The 18,856-nt window shown below is 63.2% G+C and carries 17 protein-coding genes; 11 read left to right on the top strand and 6 right to left on the bottom strand.

Going from position 1 to position 18,856, the window contains the following annotated elements; genetic code table 11:
* The first annotated feature begins 76 nt into the window (after positions 1–76).
* Positions 77–2,113 (top strand): M3 family metallopeptidase, encoded by a 2,037-nt coding sequence (locus QM467_RS09575; RefSeq protein ID WP_283366082.1) that lies wholly within the window; start codon positions 77–79, stop codon positions 2,111–2,113.
* Between the two features lie 111 nt (positions 2,114–2,224).
* The gene (locus QM467_RS09580; RefSeq protein WP_283366187.1) at positions 2,225–3,877 is read left to right on the top strand and encodes an acyl-CoA dehydrogenase family protein; all 1,653 of its coding nucleotides are present in this window, start codon (positions 2,225–2,227) and stop codon (positions 3,875–3,877) included.
* A 62-nt stretch (positions 3,878–3,939) separates the two neighbouring features.
* Here the strand turns inward: QM467_RS09580 and QM467_RS09585 are convergent, their stop codons facing one another.
* The 5 genes from QM467_RS09585 to QM467_RS09605 all read right to left on the bottom strand — a co-directional run bounded on the left by QM467_RS09585 (position 3,940) and on the right by QM467_RS09605 (position 8,819).
* Entirely contained in the window at positions 3,940–4,251 is a 312-nt protein-coding gene (locus tag QM467_RS09585) for an RNA-binding S4 domain-containing protein (protein ID WP_283366083.1), read from the bottom strand.
* Between the two features lie 14 nt (positions 4,252–4,265).
* Positions 4,266–5,519 (bottom strand): GNAT family N-acetyltransferase, encoded by a 1,254-nt coding sequence (locus tag QM467_RS09590; RefSeq protein ID WP_283366084.1) that lies wholly within the window; start codon positions 5,517–5,519, stop codon positions 4,266–4,268.
* A 198-nt stretch (positions 5,520–5,717) separates the two neighbouring features.
* Positions 5,718–6,866 (bottom strand): CobW family GTP-binding protein, encoded by a 1,149-nt coding sequence (locus tag QM467_RS09595; RefSeq protein WP_283366085.1) that lies wholly within the window; start codon positions 6,864–6,866, stop codon positions 5,718–5,720.
* Positions 6,863–8,287 (bottom strand): D-alanyl-D-alanine carboxypeptidase family protein, encoded by a 1,425-nt coding sequence (locus tag QM467_RS09600; RefSeq protein WP_283366086.1) that lies wholly within the window; start codon positions 8,285–8,287, stop codon positions 6,863–6,865. The genes QM467_RS09595 and QM467_RS09600 overlap by 4 nt, the downstream gene beginning before the upstream one ends.
* A gap of 235 nt (positions 8,288–8,522) precedes the next feature.
* A complete protein-coding gene (locus QM467_RS09605; protein ID WP_283366087.1) occupies positions 8,523–8,819 on the bottom strand; it encodes a BolA family protein in 297 nt (98 codons plus the stop codon).
* Between the two features lie 207 nt (positions 8,820–9,026).
* Between QM467_RS09605 and QM467_RS09610 the strand changes: the two genes are divergently transcribed.
* From QM467_RS09610 to QM467_RS09630, 5 genes are all read left to right on the top strand, one after another.
* The gene (locus QM467_RS09610; protein WP_342395116.1) at positions 9,027–9,506 is read left to right on the top strand and encodes a J domain-containing protein; all 480 of its coding nucleotides are present in this window, start codon (positions 9,027–9,029) and stop codon (positions 9,504–9,506) included.
* Positions 9,507–9,703: 197 nt separating this feature from the next.
* On the top strand, positions 9,704–10,699 hold the full coding sequence (cobS, locus tag QM467_RS09615; RefSeq protein WP_446737757.1) for a cobaltochelatase subunit CobS: 996 nt from the start codon (positions 9,704–9,706) through the stop codon (positions 10,697–10,699).
* A 49-nt stretch (positions 10,700–10,748) separates the two neighbouring features.
* Positions 10,749–12,620 (top strand): cobaltochelatase subunit CobT, encoded by a 1,872-nt coding sequence (cobT, locus tag QM467_RS09620; RefSeq protein ID WP_283366090.1) that lies wholly within the window; start codon positions 10,749–10,751, stop codon positions 12,618–12,620.
* 128 nt (positions 12,621–12,748) lie between these two features.
* Entirely contained in the window at positions 12,749–13,087 is a 339-nt protein-coding gene (fdxA, locus tag QM467_RS09625) for a ferredoxin FdxA (protein WP_283366091.1), read from the top strand.
* 645 nt (positions 13,088–13,732) lie between these two features.
* The gene (locus QM467_RS09630; protein WP_283366092.1) at positions 13,733–14,326 is read left to right on the top strand and encodes a CarD family transcriptional regulator; all 594 of its coding nucleotides are present in this window, start codon (positions 13,733–13,735) and stop codon (positions 14,324–14,326) included.
* A gap of 154 nt (positions 14,327–14,480) precedes the next feature.
* Here QM467_RS09630 and secB read toward each other — a convergent pair whose 3' ends face one another.
* Positions 14,481–14,948, bottom strand: a complete 468-nt coding sequence (secB, locus tag QM467_RS09635) for a protein-export chaperone SecB (protein WP_283366093.1) — start codon at positions 14,946–14,948, stop codon at positions 14,481–14,483.
* 305 nt (positions 14,949–15,253) lie between these two features.
* Between secB and QM467_RS09640 the strand changes: the two genes are divergently transcribed.
* From QM467_RS09640 to QM467_RS09655, 4 genes are all read left to right on the top strand, one after another.
* Positions 15,254–15,901 (top strand): Tim44/TimA family putative adaptor protein, encoded by a 648-nt coding sequence (locus tag QM467_RS09640; RefSeq protein WP_283366094.1) that lies wholly within the window; start codon positions 15,254–15,256, stop codon positions 15,899–15,901.
* 68 nt (positions 15,902–15,969) lie between these two features.
* Entirely contained in the window at positions 15,970–17,100 is a 1,131-nt protein-coding gene (gene mltA / locus QM467_RS09645) for a murein transglycosylase A (RefSeq protein WP_283366095.1), read from the top strand.
* Positions 17,101–17,132: 32 nt separating this feature from the next.
* Positions 17,133–17,726: a Smr/MutS family protein gene (locus QM467_RS09650; RefSeq protein ID WP_283366096.1), complete on the top strand. Its 594-nt coding sequence runs from the start codon at positions 17,133–17,135 to the stop codon at positions 17,724–17,726.
* Positions 17,727–17,791: 65 nt separating this feature from the next.
* Positions 17,792–18,820, top strand: a complete 1,029-nt coding sequence (locus QM467_RS09655; protein WP_283366097.1) for an adenosine kinase — start codon at positions 17,792–17,794, stop codon at positions 18,818–18,820.
* The last annotated feature ends 36 nt before the right edge of the window (positions 18,821–18,856 follow it).

The raw sequence follows: 18,856 nt of genomic DNA on the forward strand, positions 1-18,856 counted from the left end.
AGGCCGGGAAATTTACGCGCCCAAGCGCTGGCTTCGCGGCGGACGGCGTCCTATTTGAGCCGAAAGGGAGATTTTCATGGACGCGCAAAACCCGCTTCTCGCCGGCTGGGACACGCCATTCGGGATCCCGCCTTTCGAGGGGATCAAAACCGAACATTATCGGCCGGCCTTCGAGGCCGCCTTGCGTGAACATGAGGCGGAAATCGCCGCGATCGTCGAAAATCCGGAGCCGCCGACCTTTAGCAATACGATCGACGCGCTGGAGCTGGCAGGCCAGGGTCTGAATCGGATCGGCGGGGTCTTCTGGAACATCACGGGAACGGATTCGACGGAAGAATTGCGCGCCGTCGAACGCGAATTGTCGCCCATTCTCGCCCGGCATTTCGCCGCGATTTCGCTCAATGAAGGTTTGTTCGCGCGCGTCGCCACTCTTTATGAGCAACGGGAAGGCTTGACCCTGACCGACGAGCAGGCGCGGCTTCTGGAATTGACGTACAAGAGCTTCATTCGCAGCGGCGCCAGGCTAGAGGGCGCAGCCCGCGCGCGATTCGCGGAAATCGCGGAACGACTCGCGAGCCTCGAAATGGCGTTCGCCCAAAACATTCTCGCCGACGAGAATAATTTCGTGCTGCCGCTGGATGAGGCCGATCTGTCGGGCGTGCCCGATGACGTGAAGGCCGCCGCCGCGCAAACGGCCGCGGATCGCAACGTCGCACGCCCCTTCGCGCTGACCTTGTCCCGATCAAGCGTCGAGCCTTTCCTGAGCCACGCCCATCGCCGCGATTTGCGCGAGGAATTGTTCAAGGCCTGGATCGCGCGCGGCGAACATGACGGCGCGACGGATAATCGGGGCCTGATCTGCGAGATTCTCGCGCTGCGGAACGAACGCGTGAATTTGCTGGGTTACGCGACCTTCGCCGATTACAAGCTGGAGCCGACCATGGCGGGCGCGCCGCAGGCGGCGCTCGATCTTCTGGACAAGGTGTGGGCGCCGGCGCGCGCCAAGGCCGCGCAGGAATGCGAGGCGCTCCAGGCCGTCGCCGACGCGGAAGGCGCGAATTTCCAGATCGCCGCGCATGACTGGCGCTATTATTCGGAAAAATTGCGCCTCAGTGAATATGACATCGATCAGAGCGAGCTGTCCGGCTACTTCCAGCTCGATAAAATGATCGAGGCGGCGTTTTATTGCGCGGAGCGGCTGTTCAGCCTGCATTTTGCGCCGAAGTCCGACGCGCCGGCCTATCACCCTGACGTGCAGGTTTTCGAGGTCAAGGATCGGGACGGCCGCCATCTGGCGCTGTTCCTGGGCGATTATTACGCGCGCTCCGGCAAGCGCTCGGGCGCGTGGATGTCGAATTTCCGCAGTCAGAAAAAGCTCGGCGGCGAAGTTCGGCCGATCATCGTCAATGTGATGAACTTCTCTAAGCCGGTTCCCGGCCGCCCGGCCTTGCTGACCTTGACCGAAGTGCTCACCCTGTTTCACGAATTCGGCCACGCCTTGCACGGCATGCTGTCCGACGTCGTCTATCCGTCGATGAGCGGTACGGCGACGCCGACCGATTTCGTCGAACTACCGTCGCAGCTCTATGAACATTGGGCCTTGCGGCCGGAAGTCCTGGAAAAATTTGCGATCCATCACGAGACCGGCGCGCCCATTTCGCAGCAGATGATCGACCGGGTCATCGCCGCGCGCAATTTCAGCCAAGGCTTTGCGAGCGTCGAATTTTGCGGCTCGGCTTTTGTCGATTTCCTGCTCCATTCGAAAAGCGAACCGCCGAAGGACATCATCGCCGCCGAAAAGGAAATCCTGGCCGGCATCGGCATGCCGTCGCAGATCGTGATGCGCCACCGAACCCCGCATTTTTCCCATATTTTCGCGGGCGACAGCTATGCGGCCGGCTATTACAGCTATCTCTGGTCGGAAGCTCTGGACGCGGACGGCTTTGCGGCGTTCGAGGAAACCGGCGACATCTTCGATCCGGAGGTCGCTGGGCGCCTGAGGGATTTTGTCTACGCCGCAGGCAACCAGCGCGATCCCAACGAGGCCTATGCCTTGTTCCGCGGGCGCAAGCCGGAATTCGACGCGCTCCTGCGAAAGAAGGGCTTGGCCTGACGCCAAGACATATTGCGCTGCGGCATCCGGGCTGGCAATAAAGTCACAGATTGATCTCTATCAAGCCCGTAGCAGCCAGATCAGGAGTCCCGGATGACGCAGGCCGCGCACATGATCGCCACCGACAAATTTTTCGAGCTCGGCCGCGAGGCGAACCACGCCATCGAAGCCCTCTATGCCGAGGCGGTCGCCAGCGTTCGCGCCAGGGTGACCGAAAACGGCAAGCTGTCCAATGCGGCGATCGAGCGTGAGCAGCATGCGGCGCATGGCATCGCCTGGCTCGCCACTTACGTCGAATCCGTCCGCGAATTGTTCGCCTATGCCGAGCGTCAGAAGGCGGAGGGCCGCTATGGCGAAACCGAGGATCTGCTGACCCGGATCGGCGTCGGCGAATATCTCGCCCAGATCTTCGGCGGCATCCCGATGAGCCAGGGCGAAATCATTCGTCTCGGCGATTTCGGCCTTGCCAATGAAACGATTGCGGCCAAGCGCATCGCCGCGATCGAAACCCTGATCGCGACCGGCAATACGGCGCCCAACCGCGCGCGGCTGGTCGATCTGGTCGACCATGCCGAAGCTTCGGCGACCGTCGGCTCGCCGGGTCTCGACGAGACTCTCGAAGCCATTCGCGAAGAAATCCGCAAATATGCCGAAGCTGAAGTGCTGCCCCACGCGCATGAATGGCATCTGAAGAACGCCTATATTCCGCTCGAAATCATCCAGGGTCTCGCCGATCTCGGCGTGTTCGGCCTGACCGTGCCGGAAGAATATGGCGGCATGGGTCTGGGCAAGGTGGCGATGTGCGTCGTCACGGAAGAATTGTCGCGCGCCTATATCGGCGTCGGCTCGCTGGGCACGCGCTCCGAAATCGCCGGCGAGCTGATCCTTTGCGGCGGCACGCAGGAACAGAAGGAAAAATACCTGCCGAAGATCGCGTCCGGCGAAATTCTTCCGACGGCGGTCTTCACGGAGCCGAATACCGGCTCCGACCTCGCGTCGTTGCGCACACGCGCCGTGCGCGAGGGCGACACATATATCGTCAATGGCAACAAGACCTGGATCACCCATCCGGTGCGCGCCGATTTGATGACGGTGCTGACCCGCACCAATCCCAACGAGCCGGGCTACAAGGGCCTGTCCATGCTGCTGGCCGAAAAACCGCGCGGCGACGATGCCAATCCCTTCCCCGCCAAGGGCATGTCCGGCGGCGAGATCGAAGTGCTCGGCTATCGCGGCATGAAGGAATATGAGATCGCGTTCGACGGTTTCGAGGTTCCCGCCGAAAACCTGCTCGGCGGCGTCGAGGGCCAGGGCTTCAAGCAGCTGATGCAGACCTTCGAGGGCGCGCGCATCCAGACCGCCGCGCGCGCCGTCGGCGTGGCCCAATCCGCGATGGAGCTGGGCCTGCGCTATGCGAAGGAGCGCATTCAGTTCGGCAAGGCTTTGGTCCATTTCCCGCGCGTCGCGGACAAGATCGCCATGATGGCCGTGGAAATCCATATCGCGCGCCAGCTCACCTATTTCGCGGCGCGCGCGAAGGATGAAGGCAAGCGCTGCGATCTCGAGGCGGGGCAGGCGAAGCTGCTCGGCGCTCGCGTCGCCTGGGCTGCGGCGGACAATGCCTTGCAGATTCATGGCGGCAATGGTTTCGCGCTGGAATATCCGGTTTCGCGCGTCCTTTGCGACGCCCGCATTCTCAATATTTTCGAAGGCGCGGCGGAAATCCAGGCGCAGGTCATCGCGCGCCGGTTACTCGAGGGCTGATCTGGCTCGATCAGGCTTCTTACATAAACGCCCGCTCAGATTTGAGCGGGCGTTTTTTGTGGTCAGTCAGGGCGTTCGGGCGTTTCCAGACTTGGGCCCATCCTGCCCTCGATCAGCCGATAGAGCTTCGAGGCTTCCGCATAGGGGCCGCGTCTGTCCGCGCAAGCCAGAACCTCCAGAACGACGACGCGGTTGTGGAAGGCGATGGTCAGAACGTCGCCAACGCCAACCGGCTTGGCTGCCTGCTCGACCCGCTTCGAATTGACCCGGACATGGCCTTGAATGATGAAATCGGCGGCGCCCGTACGCGTCTTGACGATGCGCGCGTGCCAGAGCCATTTGTCGAGACGCTGACGATTTTCGCTTGAATTCATGTCTTGTCCCGCGCTCAGGCAAATCCGAGATGAGCCCAGGCCGATTTGGCTTTTTCACGCATGCGTCGGCGAAACAATTCGCGTTTGACAGCGCCTTCCAGTTCCTGCGGCCGATCGGCGCGCAGCGACAGCATGACGTCGGCCATGGGCGTTCGATCGCGCCAGATGTGGTCGATCATGGGATGACCCGAAACCGCGCAGGAATCGACCGAGCGAACGCCGGGTTCGTGCAACAGCGAGTCGGTCATGCTCATCGTGAGCAAGACGCCGGGGGAGGAGAAGGCGAAGTCCTCATCATAGGCCGTCTTCCAGAAATATGCGGTCTCGCCGGTGAAGAAGACGACATTGCTGGCGATGATCTTGTCCTCGCTGGCCATCCAGTAGACCCGGCATTTTCCTTCGGCGCCCAGCGCTGCCGCGATCGACCGGACAAAGGCGGCGTGGTCCGGCCGATTCAGAAATGCGCCGCCATCCCGCCCCTTCCAGCCGCTTTTTTCGAGAGCCAGGAAAGATTCGATATGCCGCGCCATGTCGGCCCCTTCGCGCGTCACGCCCAGAGTGAGCGGCCCCATGTCGCGAAGTCGGCGCAGCTGGCGATCCAGCTCCTTCTTTTTTTTCCGCGAAACGAAATCCGCCGCGGAGACGCCGGGCCGCGCGGCCTCGAGCGCGGCGCGGTCATAATGTGCGACGATGTTGAGCGCGAGGCCTCGCAGCGCTGAGAAATGGCGCAGTAGCGCAGCGGTGGCGCCGTGTTCGCGGATCTGGGAAATCGCAAGGATGGAGACGGAGTTCTGCGACGCCCGCAAATAGGCCAGGATGGCGTCGAGGCTGCGGAGCGCCTGCGCCTTGTCGAGCAGCGGCGCTCCGGAGCAGCAATAATCGTGAACCCATGTCTTGCAGGTTGAGCCAAACCACAGGCGCGGCCGCACAATGGGCCAGACCGCGATGAGACGTTTGCGCGGCGAAGTTCCATCCTGCTCCCAGGCGAGCAGAAATTCGGGACCTTTTCGATCGGAAAGATGTCGCGCGGCCGGCAAGGCGAAGGCCGGATCCAGAAAGATGTTCGACTCGAGCGCGCGCGTCGTCAGGTCGGCCCAGGCCACGACGTAACGTCGCGCCTGTTCTGCACTGATACGTTCGACGAAAGCAGGAAAGATAGAGCGATCGGCATCGCAGCAGCCATGGAGCCGCCGTTCGTCAAGCAGGCCGAAGCGATCGGACGCGCTGAACGCGGCGGGCTGATGCGTGAATTGCGGACGTCTGAACATTTCCGTCAACCGCGCCAATTCAGATGGGCAAGCCGCTTCAGAGAGGGACGCTTCAGAGCAGGAAGCTCGGACGCGCCAGCGCCAAAACGGGACTGCTGGATCATTTCGACGCGATATTCCTCGAAAATCTTTCTAGCAGTTCAACTCAATCAAGCATCAGGCCAATGGGGAAGTAAATTCAAGCAAGGCGAAGGCGCCTCAAGCCAGCAGGCCGCCGAGGGAGGGCTTGAGGGGATTGTCGGCAAGCGCCGCCGCATCTGGCTGGCCGATATTCGGCTTGCCAACGAAAGCGTCATGAAGCCCCTGAATGAAATGAGGACTCAGATCCTTGACGATGAAGACGATTCGGGTCCGGTGATCGGCGTCGGGCCAGGCGTCAAGCCGCACGGGCGGATGAAAAATGTGCTGGACGCCATGGATGATCAAGGGCCGGTTCGGATCGTCGGCGAGCGCGATGATTCCCTTGACCCGAAGCAGATTGGGGCCGTGGGCGTTGCGCAGGATTTCGAGGAACAGATCACAGGCCGAGGGCGGCATGGGCGTTTCGCTGGTCAGGCAGAATGCGCGAATGGATTCGCCATGGCGGTTGACGTCGTCATGTGCGTGGCCATGCCCATGATGATGGTCGTGTTCCGCCTTGGTCAGACTCTCCGCATTCAGCCAGCGGGCGATGTCGGGGGCTTTGGTCGCGGGGTTGTACAGGCCGGCGTCCAGCAGATGTTCGGCGTCGAAGGATTCTGACACATCCAGCAGGCGCGCGGTCGGATTGAGGGTCGACAGGCGCTCGCGCAGACGCGCCAGCGCCCTTTTTTCCTCGGGCGACTGGAGCAGATCGCATTTGGACAGCACGAGACGATCGGCGACGGCGGCCTGCCTGACGGCCTCGGGATGCGCCGCCAGCGTCGCCTCGCCATTGACCGCGTCGACCATGGTCACGACGCCGTCGAGCCGGAAGCGCAACAGCAGATAGGGATGGCTCATGATCGTGTGCAGCACGGGCGCGGGATCGGCGAGGCCCGTCGTCTCGATGATAAGGCGGTCAAAGGGTGGGATTCGCCCGTTGTCGAGCCGGCGCAACAGATTTTCGAGCGCGTCGATCAGGTCGCCCCGGAGCGTGCAGCAGAGGCAGCCCGAAGCCATCATGACCATGTCGCCGTCGATTTTCTCGACAAACAGATGATCGAGCCCGATCTCGCCGAATTCGTTGATCAGGACGACCGTGCGCGCCAGCGCCGGATCCCGTAGCAGCCAATTGAGCAAGGTCGTCTTCCCGGCGCCGAGGAAGCCGGTGAGGATCGTCACGGGAATCGGCGCGGGCGGGCGCCGGACGCCTATGCCGCTGGTCAATTCTGCCCCGTCTTGCCGGCGGCGGCCGCGGCTTTATCGGGATGCTTGGCCGCAGGTTTCGGAGCCGCGGTTTTTGGGTGTTCCCTGGCGGGTTTGGCGGCCGCCTTGGGGGCCGGCTTGTGGCTGGCCTTGGCCTCCGGCTTCGCCTTGTGCTTGGCCTGCGCCTCGCGCTTCATGGGCAGCGCCTTGGGATCGGGCTTGATGGGCGAAGGCGCGGCGGCGTGCTCCGGCGGCGCATAGGCGATGGCGCCGATGGGGGTGTTGGCGGGGCGCGGTCCGGCGACCGGCCCCTGATAGCCGGGCGTGGGGCCAACGAAAACGGGCACGGCGTCATAGGCGGGACGCGGCAAGGCTGCGATCTGCGCGCCATTGCCGGGCGCGGGCGGCGCCGATCCGGCCGCGGACGAAATCGCGGCGTTGAAATCTTCCGTCTCGGCCGCAAGCTGCGCTTTCTGGCTTCGCCTCCCGCAAATCTCGCCGCGCATGTCGGGCGGCGCGCCGCCGACCGACGCCAGGTCGCTGGCGGGTTCGCCGAGTTGCGAAGTCGCGAAGGCGCGATCCAGAAGGTCGGCGGCATGCGCGGTGCGGACGCGCGCGGAAGTGTCGCCCATGACGACGACGATGACTTTTCGTCCTCCGCGCGTGGCGCTGGCCACCAGGTTGAATCCGGCCGGGCAGGTGAAGCCCGTCTTCATGCCGTCGGCGCCGGGATAGCGGCCGATCAGGCCGTTATGGGTCGGGATGATCTGTTCGCCGAGCTTCAACGCGCCGATATTGTAGAGATCGGCATATTGCGGGAAGGCCAGCAGCAGCGCGCGGCCGAGGACGGCCATGTCTCGCGCCGAGCTGACGTGGCTAGGGTCGGGCAGGCCGTTCGGATTGACGAAATGCGATTCGCGCATCCCGAGCGCGGACGCGGTCTGGTTCATCTCGGCGGCAAAGGATTCGACCGAACCGGAGACGCCCTCGGCGATGACGACCGCGATGTCATTGGCCGATTTCACCATCAGCATCTTGAGCGCATTGTCGAGCGTCACCTGCGAGCCCGGCGCGAAACCCATTTTTGAGGGCTTCATGTTGGCGGCGCGCGCCGAAACGACCAGTGGAGTGTCGAGGCTGAGGCGGCCTTGCCGCACGGCATTGAGCGCGACATAGACCGTCATCAATTTGGTGACGGAGGCGGGATACCAGGGGCGCGTCGCGTCGCGCGCCTCGATCACGCGGCCCGTCGCGAGATCTGTCGCGATGAAGGGCGGCGGCGTATGGTGAACCGGTTCAGCCTTCGCCTGCGCATGTGCATGCGTCGCCGGGCGCTTGTGCGCCGCAAGGGCCATTGCGCCGAGCGGTCCCTGGAACAGGACGGCGGCGGCGATTACAGCGAGCGGGGCCCGTCGAAACCTGAAGCGATTCGAAGCAGTCATCATTCTCGCGCCATTTCGGCCGGATTGTTCCGGCCAGGAGTGAAAAGCAGCACGGTCCAGGGCAATGGACCGGAATCCAGAGAACCCGGACCAGTGCGAAAGCCGAAGCAGGTTCATAGCCGTCGGGCTTTTATGAACCAAGCCGATCGAAACGTAATTACGACGCTTCCGACGTTGCGCCACGTCTGCCTTGTGAAGCGCGCTTTTAAGACTCTTTTATGGCGGCGCGCCACAATCACTCGCCCGGCGCCTTGATTTCGAGCGCGAGGGCATGGACGCCGCCCGCGATCTCATCGGCCAGGAGGCTGTTGACGGCGCGGTGGCGCTCGATGCGGCTCTTGCCCGAAAATCCGGGCGAAATCATCTGGACCCGGAAATGCGTCTCGCCGCCATGGCCGGCGCCGCCGTCATGGCCGGCATGTCCGGCGTGTTTGTGCGATTCGTCGATGACCTTCAGGAATTGGGGCGCGAAGGCCGCCGTCAGTTTCGTTTCCATCCGTTCGCGGACGGTCTGTTCACCTGATTGCGCCATATTGATTCTCCTGTGTTCCCTGAGAGGGGGCCGGGCAGTCAAGCGATTTAATCTATCTCGCGTTCTTGCTCCGGCCGCCTCTTCGACCATATTGTGTTCAACATGGACTTTAATTCCCCCATCTTCGATCGGATCCGGACCCGACGCAACGCCGGGCCGGCTCAGACCGCTCCGTCGGGGCCGCGCTGTCAGCATCCAGGGTGCGACGTGGCGGGACAATTTCGCGCGCCGATGGGGCGATTGCGCGAAGGGCAGTATTTCTCATTCTGTCTCGATCATGTGCGCGAATATAATGCGACCTATAATTATTTTAACGGCATGAGCGACGAGGCGGTCCTGTCCTATCAGAAGGACGCCCTGACCGGGCATCGGCCGACATGGAAAATGGGCGCGAACCGGCAGGACGCCGCCTCCGGCCCGATGCGCGATCCATTCAGCATGCGAGGCGACGGGAGTGGGGCGAAGCGTCGCGGCGCCCGTGCGCCACGCCACGGCGTAGTCGCGCTGAAGGCGCTGAACGCGCTCGGGCTGGATGATGAGGCGGGTCCGGAGGAAATCAAGGCGCGTTACAAGGAACTGGTCAAGAGATTGCATCCGGACGCCAATGGCGGCGACCGTTCGAACGAAGACCGGCTGCGCGAGATCATCAACGCCTATAACGTATTGAGATCGTCACGCGCGGTTTAAGCTCCCGGGAGCCGCGCCATTCTTTCGGAACGGGTTTCCGCCCCTTGTGGCGCGCGCCGCCGCAAGGTTATCGTGTCGCGCAAATGTCAGGGGCGCCGCGCATGGGTTTGAATTGGATTCAGCAAGCCTTTGCAGGTTAGTTGGTCATCATCCGCTCCGCCAGGTGTTGCCTCTGGCGGAATGGAGACGGAGGTTTGATGCAAGTTTCTCATTCTGCGGGGCTGGTTCAGGGGCTCCCGGACAAAATGGTTTCGGTGCGCGAGGTTTTCGGGATCGATTCCGACATGAAGGTTCCGGCTTTTTCCGTAGCCGATGAACATGTCCCGGCCATCGACCCGGATTATCTGTTCGACCGCACCACAACCTTGGCCATTCTCGCCGGTTTCGCCTACAATCGCCGCGTGATGGTGTCAGGCTATCACGGCACCGGCAAATCGACCCATATCGAGCAGGTGGCGGCGCGGCTGAACTGGCCTTGCGTCCGCGTCAATCTCGACAGCCACGTCTCGCGCATCGATCTCGTCGGCAAGGATGCGATCGTCCTGCGCGACGGCAAACAGGTGACGGAATTCCGCGACGGCATCCTGCCCTGGGCGCTGCAACACAATGTGGCTTTATGCTTCGACGAATATGACGCGGGCCGGCCCGATGTAATGTTCGTGATCCAGCGCGTCCTGGAGGTTTCCGGGCGGCTCACCTTGCTCGATCAGAATCGGGTCATCAGTCCCCATCCGGCCTTCCGGCTGTTCGCGACGGCGAACACCATCGGGCTCGGCGACACGTCGGGCCTCTATCACGGCACGCAGCAGATCAATCAGGGGCAGATGGACCGCTGGTCGATCGTCGCGACCCTGAACTATCTGCCGCATGACAAGGAAGTCGATATCGTCGCGGCCAAGGTCAAGCAGTTCCAAAACGACAAGGACAGCCTCGACATCATCAACAAGATGGTTCGCGTCGCCGATCTGACCCGCAACGCCTTCATGGGCGGCGATCTTTCGACGGTCATGAGCCCGCGCACGGTGATCACCTGGGCGGAAAACGCCGCGATCTTCGGCGATGTCGGCTTCGCCTTCCGCCTGACCTTCCTCAATAAATGCGACGAGCTCGAGCGGCCGCTCGTGGCTGAATTCTACCAGCGCTCTTTCGGGAAGGAATTGCCGGAAAGCGCGGTCAATGTGGCCTTGAGCTGAGCGGGGCGGGTTTTTCGCATCCTGCGCGCAACCGGATCGGAACCGCCGCGTGAGTCTGTCGAACGTCAAACCTTCCTCGCCGCGCGAGGCGCCGCACGAGCCCTTGAAGCGCGCGGTGTCCGCCTGCCTGCGGGCGATGGCGCGCGCGCCTGAGCTTGAGGTTTCCTTCGTCCCGGAAAAGGCGAGCGTCATCGCCGGCGCCGATAGCGGCAAGGCTCGGCTGTTCGAGCCGCCGCGCCGCATGACGCTCCGCGACGCGGCGATTCTGCGCGGCCAAGCCGACGCGGTCGCCTTGCGCATCGCCTGCCACGACGTTCAGACCCATCGCAAATTCGCCCCGCAGGCGCCCTTGGGACGCGCCATTTATGACGCGATGGAGCAGGCGCGCGTCGAGGCCATCGGCGCGCGGCGCATGGTCGGCGTCTCGCAAAATCTTGCGGCCGTGCTGGAGGATCGCTACCAGCGAGGACCCTATGCCGAGATTCATCAGCGCGCGGACGCGCCCATCGAAGACGCCCTCGCCCTGCTGGCGCGCGAAGTCCTGACCGGCGCGCCGCCGCCGCCCGCCGCGGAGCATCTGGTCGAACTTTGGCGCGAGACGATCGAATCGCGCGCCAAGGCCGATCTGTCGCGCCTCGCGGGCGCGATCGAGGACCAGAAGGCTTTCGCCAAATTGACGCGAAAAATCCTTTCCGATCTCGACATGGCCGAGCAGAGCGACGCCGAGGAGCAGGACGAGGACGACGAAGGCGCCGACGATCAGCCGCAATCGGATCAGGCGGATGAATCCGGCGGGGATCAGGAGGACGAGTCCTCGCAGGCGCAAAGAACCGAACGCGTCGAGGAGGCCGCCGACGAGATCCTCGACGGAGAAATGGAGTCCGAGGAGGGGCCGCCCGGCGACGAGGCCGACGAGCTCGATCCGGGCGAGGGCGAGGAGGCGGAAGCCGCCCACCGCCCGCCCGGCAATTCCGCGCCCTTCGCCGGGAGCGAATATCGCGCTTTTGCGCCGCAGTTCGACGAGATCGTTCACGCGGAGGATCTATGCGACCCCGAGGAGCTGGATCGCCTTCGCGCCTATCTCGACAAGCAGTTGCAGAACCTCTCCGCTGTCGTCGCCCGGCTCGCCAACCGGTTGCAGCGGCGGCTGATGGCGCAGCAGAACCGGGCGTGGGAATTCGACCTCGAAGAGGGCATGCTGGACCCGGCGCGGCTCTCGCGGGTCGTCGTCGATCCGCAATCGCCGCTGTCGTTCAAGCGCGAGAAGGATTCGAATTTCCGCGACACCGTCGTCACGCTGCTGATCGACAATTCCGGATCAATGCGCGGCCGTCCCATCACCGTCGCCGCGACCTGCGCCGATATTCTCGCCCGGACGCTCGAACGCTGCGGCGTCAAGGTGGAGATTCTGGGATTCACGACGCGCGCCTGGAAGGGCGGCCAGTCGCGCGAGCATTGGCTGCAGGCGGGGAAGCCGCTCAATCCGGGCCGGCTCAACGATCTTCGCCATATCATCTACAAATCGGCCGACGCGCCCTGGCGCCGCGCCCGCAAAAATCTCGGCCTGATGATGCGCGAGGGACTGCTCAAGGAGAATATCGACGGCGAGGCGCTCGATTGGGCGCATCGCCGCCTTCTGGGGCGTCCGGAGCAGCGCAAAATCCTCATGATGATCTCGGATGGCGCGCCGGTCGACGATTCGACGCTCTCGGTCAATCCCGGCCATTATCTCGAGCGCCACCTGCGTCAAAAAATCGAGGAGATCGAAATGCGATCCCCGGTCGAACTGATCGCGATCGGCATCGGACATGACGTTACGCGCTATTACCGGCGCGCGGTCACAATCACGGACGCCGAGGAGCTCGGCGGCGCCATGACCGAAAAGCTCGCTGAATTGTTCAGCGACGCCGTCGGCGCTTGATCTTTGTCCGCTGGAGCTTGTCGTTGGGGCGACCCGCCGCTAATGACTTGCATGGACGCGCCAAAAGCGTTAGCTAGCCACCGCATCGGGTTGAACGCGCGAGCATCGGGCCGCGCGCGGAGAGGCAAATGACCTACGTCGTCGTCGAAAACTGCATCAAGTGCAAATATATGGATTGCGTCGAGGTCTGCCCGGTCGATTGTTTCTATGAAGGCGAGAACATGCTCGTCATTCACCCCGACGAATGTATCGACTGCGGCGTTTGCGAGCCGGAATGCCCCGCCGAAGCGATCAAGCCCGACACCGAGCCGGATCTCGAAAAGTGGCTCGGATTGAACGCGGAATACGCCCAGCTCTGGCCGAATGTCACGATCAAGCGCGATGCTCTGCCGGAAGCGAAAGAATTCGACGGGCGCGAAGGCAAGTTTGACGCCTATTTCAGCAAGAACGCCGGCCAGGGCGACTGACCACGCCCCCGTTGTCGGGGTTTCTCGTTTTGGCCGCCGCGCTTAACCATCGCGCTGCCCGTTTTCGCGCCGAATCAATTAATCTTTGATTCGCGCGTTAACTTGTGATATTGGTCTTTACCAGAACAATCTGGCCCATCGCTCGCTTAATTTTTGACATTGTCAGCGGCTCCCGCTCCGGCGCGGAGCCTGTTTTTACCTCAGGCCATTAAATTTCCGGGTCGCCCGTCACGGGAGACAGGGAGTTTGTGTTTTGCGGTAATGCGAGGCTTCCGGCAGGTTGTTTCACGCGACCCGACGTCATGATCTCATTTCCATGATTTCATTTCGGAGGGTTGACCATAGCGCCGCGCTCCACTGGAGTGCGCGGGCGATCTGCTAAGGGTGCGTTCTGAAAACAAGCTCCAGACATCAAGATAGCGGGTTTTGCGCTCCCCAAATGCGCCGGCCGTGAGGAATCGACGATTCGTCACGGCCTGAATTCAGCTGAAGAGTCGACTGGCGTGGTTTCTCCTGAACCGATTCAGCTGTCAATGTGGACCTCGAACCATCAGTGATTGGACCAAGGTGACGCAGAAAAAATCAACTCTGGCGGCCGATGCCGCTCCGTTAGCCCCTCGTTCCTCCGATCCGAGCAAAGTTACCGTGTCCCAGACAAAAATCCCGAGCAAAGTCGCCAGCCCCAAGGCCAGCTTCAAGGCCAATGAATTCATCGTCTATCCGGCCCATGGCGTTGGCCAGATCGTCGCGATCGAGGAGCAGGAAGTCGCCGGCTTCAAGCTTGAACTTTATGTCATTTCCTTCGCCAAGGACAAGATGACGCTCAAGGTTCCGACGCCCAAGGTTGCGTCGGTGGGCATGCGCAAGCTGGCCGAGGCGGATGTCGTCCGCAAGGCGCTTGACACCCTGATGGGCCGCGCGCGCATCAAGCGCACCATGTGGTCGCGCCGCGCTCAGGAATATGAAGCCAAGATCAATTCGGGCGACCTCGTCGCGATCGCCGAGGTCGTGAGGGATCTTTATCGTTCGGACGTTCAGCCGGAACAGTCATATTCGGAACGCCAGCTTTACGAAGCGGCGCTCGACCGGATGGCTCGTGAAATCGCCGCCGTGCAGAAGATTGGCGACCCGGAATCGCTCAAGCTGATCGAAGGCCAGCTTTCGAAGGGCCCGCGTCGCCTGGCGAAGGGCGAAGAAGCCGCCGTCGTCGAAGAGACGGACGTCGACGAAGCCGCGTGAAACTTCCATTCGCGCCTGATTTCAAACCCCCGCCGATCGGCGGGGGTTTTTTCGTGCTGCCGGAACGGCGAACAAAAGGAAAGGCGGGCCGTTCTGGCGAAGGGCCCGCCTGAAATTATTGCTTCTTGCGACGAATGGTCCCGGTTCAGGACCTTCAGTTCGGCTGCGTGGCCTGCGCCTGCTGCATGCGCTGCGCATAGAGCGCGGCGAAATCGATCGGATCGAGGTACAGGGGCGGGAAGCCGCCGTTGCGCACCGAATCCGCCACGATCTGCCGGGCGAAGGGGAAGAGAAGGCGCGGGCATTCGATCATGACGACCGGATGGGTCTGTTCCGCCGGGATGTTGACGAGCCGGAACACGCCCGAATAGGTCAGCTCGAACTTGAAGAGCAGATCAGCGCCTTCGCCCGCGGAGCCTTCAAGGAGCAGCTCGACTTCGAAATCGTGCTCGGCCAGTTGCTTGGCGTTGACATTGACCTGGATATTGATGTTCGGGCCGCCTTCCTGCGGGCCGAGCGAGCGTGGCGCATTCGGGTTTTCGAACGAAAGGTCTTTGCAATATTGCACCAGGCAGTTGAGCGCCGGCGCGGCGTTGGCCTGTCCGCCGTTGGTATCCGTCATGAAAATCTCCCGCTAAAGCATGGAATGACGGAGCCAGACCGCCATTTCTTCGTGTGGTTTGGCCGAGATGGCGGAAAAGCCCGAGTTCAGCGCCGGACGCCCGCATCCGGCCGGACAAACCTGCCGCCCGGTAGCACGAAACGCCGGGAAAAAACAAGGTCCGCAATCGGCGACGCTCTGGCTCGCGGGGAATTCCGCATCGGGACTCTGGCGCTTGCTGGCGCCTTGCGGCAATGCTACCCATCGGCGTGTTGCTCAGTCTCGCGCAGCGATCCGCCTGCGTGAAAATCGAATCGGGAGCTCAGATGCAGTTGGATCCGGCCACAGTCATTTTTGCCCTGCTGGCGGTGTTCGTCCTGTGGAAGTTGCGGTCGGTCCTCGGCGAGCGCACGGGCATGGAGCAGCCGCCGGGCGTCGGGCCTTCCCCAAACGCGCTCGCCCCGCAGCCGGCCCCGATCGACGAGACCTTGCGGTGGAAGGATTTCGCGGAGCGCGGCAGCCCTGTCTGGTCCGGCCTCGACGAGGTTTCGCGCGCGCAGCCGGGATTTGACCCCCGCGCCTTTCTCGACGGGGCCAGCCAGGCCTATAAGCTGGTCGTTCAGGCTTTTTCCGCTGGCGACGAGGCGACCCTGCGTTCGCTGACCAGCGACGACGTCTTTGGAAGCTTCAAGGCCGCCCTGGCCGACCGCGCCGCCAAGGGCGAGACGCTGGAGACGACCTTTGTCGGGTTTCAGGACCTCAAGATCGTCGAGGCGGCTTCGGATCCTGTCGGCTGTCGGATTTCCGTCCGCTTCGACGCCCAGTTCATCACGGTGACGCTCGATCGCGCCGGCGAAGTGGTTGAAGGCGACCCCGCGAAGACGTCGAGCATTATCGATATCTGGACGTTCGCCCGGCGCAATGACTCAAGCGCTCCGAACTGGACGCTGGTCGCGACCTCGCCGACGCAATGAACTCATCATTTCCGGCAAGGCGTCTTCGCCACAGGCCGCCTCGCCCGGGAGTTGTCGCGCTCGCCGCATTGCTGAGCGCCTTCACTGTCGCCGGCTCACGGGGCGAGACGCTTCAGTTTCATTTGACGCCCGTCGCCTTTCGCGACCTGCCGGGTTTTTCCGAAGACCGGCTGGACGAGGCGCTGAAAGTCTTCGCAAGGACCTGCGATAGGCCGGCCCGGAGCGAAAAACCCATCGAGGGCTTTAGCCCAGCGGCGCAGGCGAAAGTTTGTGCATCCGCCCGCAAAGGAGAAGGCGCGTCCGACCCGCGCGCTTTCTTTACCCGCCATTTCCGCCCTTGTCTCGTCGCGGCTGATCCGTCAGCCGACGCCTTTTTCACCGGCTATTATCAACCGGAAATTCCCGGTTCGCTCGTCAGAACCAGGGCCTTCGCAACGCCGGCCTATGGCTTGCCGCCCGATCTCGTGACGCTTTCGCGCCAGCAGAGGGTCGGGGCTTTCGCCGATCTGACCGCCGCGCGAAAGGGACCGGACGGCGCGCTGACGCCTTATCCGGATCGCGGGGCCATCGAAGACGGCGCGCTGGAAAAGCTCCCCGGCGTCAAGATCCACGTTTACCTCAGGGACAATGTCGATCTTTTCCTCGCGCAGGTGCAGGGCTCGGCGCGCGTCCGCCTCCCCGACGGCCGCGTGCTCAGGCTCAGCTTCGCCGGCCGCAACGGACAGCCCTATACGGCGCTGGCGCGGGTGCTGGTTCAGCGCGGCGTCGCCGCGCCCGCCGAAATGACCATGCGCCGGCTGACCGACTGGATCAGGGAGCATGGCGTGGCGCGCGGCGAAGCCGGCGACGATCTGCTGCGGCTCAATCGGTCCTTCGTTTTTTTCGACGGGCGTCTCGACACCCGGCCCGACCAGCAGCCGGAAGGTGGAAGCGGCGCGGCGCTGACCCCGCTCCGCTCGATTGCGATCGACTCCCGGATCTGGCCCTATGGGCTGCCCTTTTTCATCGACGCCAGAATGCCGTGGCGCAGCCCGGAGCCGGAGCCGTTCCAGCGGGTCATGATTGCGCAGGACACGGGTTCGGCTATCGTAGGTCCGGCGAGAGCCGATGTTTATTTCGGCCTGGGCGACACGGCGGGCGGGCGCGCCTCCGAAATTCGTCATCATGGCCGGTTTTACCTGCTCTTGCCGATAGATTGACCAGCAAGCACTGCTCGACAGGGGATCGTAGGATGAAAGGCGGCGGGGAGTTCAAGCGTGCGCCGCGCATTCGCAGGCTTTCGCGCGAGGAACTGGCGCTTTGGCGCCACGCGACCGCGGATGTCAAGACGGCGAGGGAACGGACCCGCCCCGACCCGGAGTCGGCGCCGCCAGCTCCCGAACCTCCGGTCGCGCCGCTTGTCGCTTCGCCGGTTCGAACCCCGCCCCGGATCGTGGAGGAAAAGCCAAAAACCCCGGCTCTGGCTCCGCTGGCGCCTTTGGAGCGCCGGATGAAACGCCGGCTGTCGGCGGGCAAGGCGCAGGTGGATGACGTTATCGATCTGCACGGCCTGACCCAGGCGCAGGCGCATCGCGCGCTGAATAATTTCCTCTGGCGCTCCGCCGAGAACGGCGCGAAACTGGTGCTGGTGATCACCGGCAAGGGCGCGCCAGCCGGCGAGGAGGAGCGTTATGACAGCGAACGCGGCGTGCTGCGCCGCAATGCGCCGCACTGGCTACGGACGCCGGAATTGCGCGCCATCGTCCTCTCGATCGAGGAGGCAGCGCGGCCGCATGGCGGGTCGGGCGCCCTTTATGTCCGCCTGCGGCGGCGCTCCCCCGGCTGAGGAAAGAGCTTGACCCCGCTTCCATGCGGGGGCAAGACCCTGACGTTTCCTGAGAGAGTTTCACCATGACCGCCCATCGATATGACGTCCTCGGCCTTGGCAATGCGATTGTCGACGTCATCGCGCCCGTCGACGAGGAGTTCCTCGTCAAAGCCAAGCTTCGCAAGGGCGCGATGCAATTGGTCGACGAACAGCAGGCGCAATGGCTCTATGACGCGATGGGCGCGACGACGATCGTGTCGGGCGGTTCGGCGGCGAACACCATCGCCGGCCTGGCGAGCTTCGGCGGAAAAGGTGTCTTCGTCGGCAAGGTTGCGGCGGACGAGGCGGGCCGCGCCTTCGCCCATGACATCAAGGCGGCGGGCGTTCATTTCGCGACGCCGCCCGCGAGCGACGGCCCCTCCACGGCGCGCTGCCTCGTGCTCGTCACGCCGGACGGCCAGCGCACGATGAACACCTTTCTCGGCGCCTGCCAGAATCTGACCTGCGCCGATCTCAACGCCGCCGACGTCGCCGCGTCGAAGATCATTTACCTCGAAGGCTATCTGTGGGATCCGCCGGCGGCGAAGGAAGCCTTCGTCGAAGCGTCGCGGATCGCCCACGCCGCCCGGCGCGAAGTGGCGCTCACCCTGTCGGACGTGTTTTGCGTCGATCGCCACCAGCAGGAATTCCTGCGGCTGATGCGCGACGGGATCGTCGATATTCTGTTCGCCAATGAATCCGAGCTTCACGCGCTCTATGAAACGGCGGATTTTGCGACCGCTGTCGCTGCGCTGCGTCAGGAAAACGTGCTGGCCGCGATCACGCGCTCCGAGAAAGGCGCGGTCGTGATCAAGGGCGACAAGACCTGGGAAGTTCCCGCCGCGCAGATCGATCGCCTCATCGACACCACGGGGGCCGGCGATCTGTTCGCGGCTGGCTTCCTGACTGGCTATACGAGAGGCGAGCCGCTTGACGCCTGCGCGCGTCTCGGCGCCCTGGCGGCGAGCGAGATCATACAGCATTTCGGCGCGCGTCCGGAGGTCAACCTCGCGCAACTGGCCGAACAGAGCGCCTATCTGCACGCTGACGGCGTGGCGCCACAGAGCGCCTGAACCGAGGGAGCCTGATCAGGCTCAATATTTCAAGGC

It is taken from the genome of Rhodoblastus sp. 17X3 (assembly GCF_030056575.1).
GTDB lineage: Bacteria > Pseudomonadota > Alphaproteobacteria > Rhizobiales > Beijerinckiaceae > Rhodoblastus.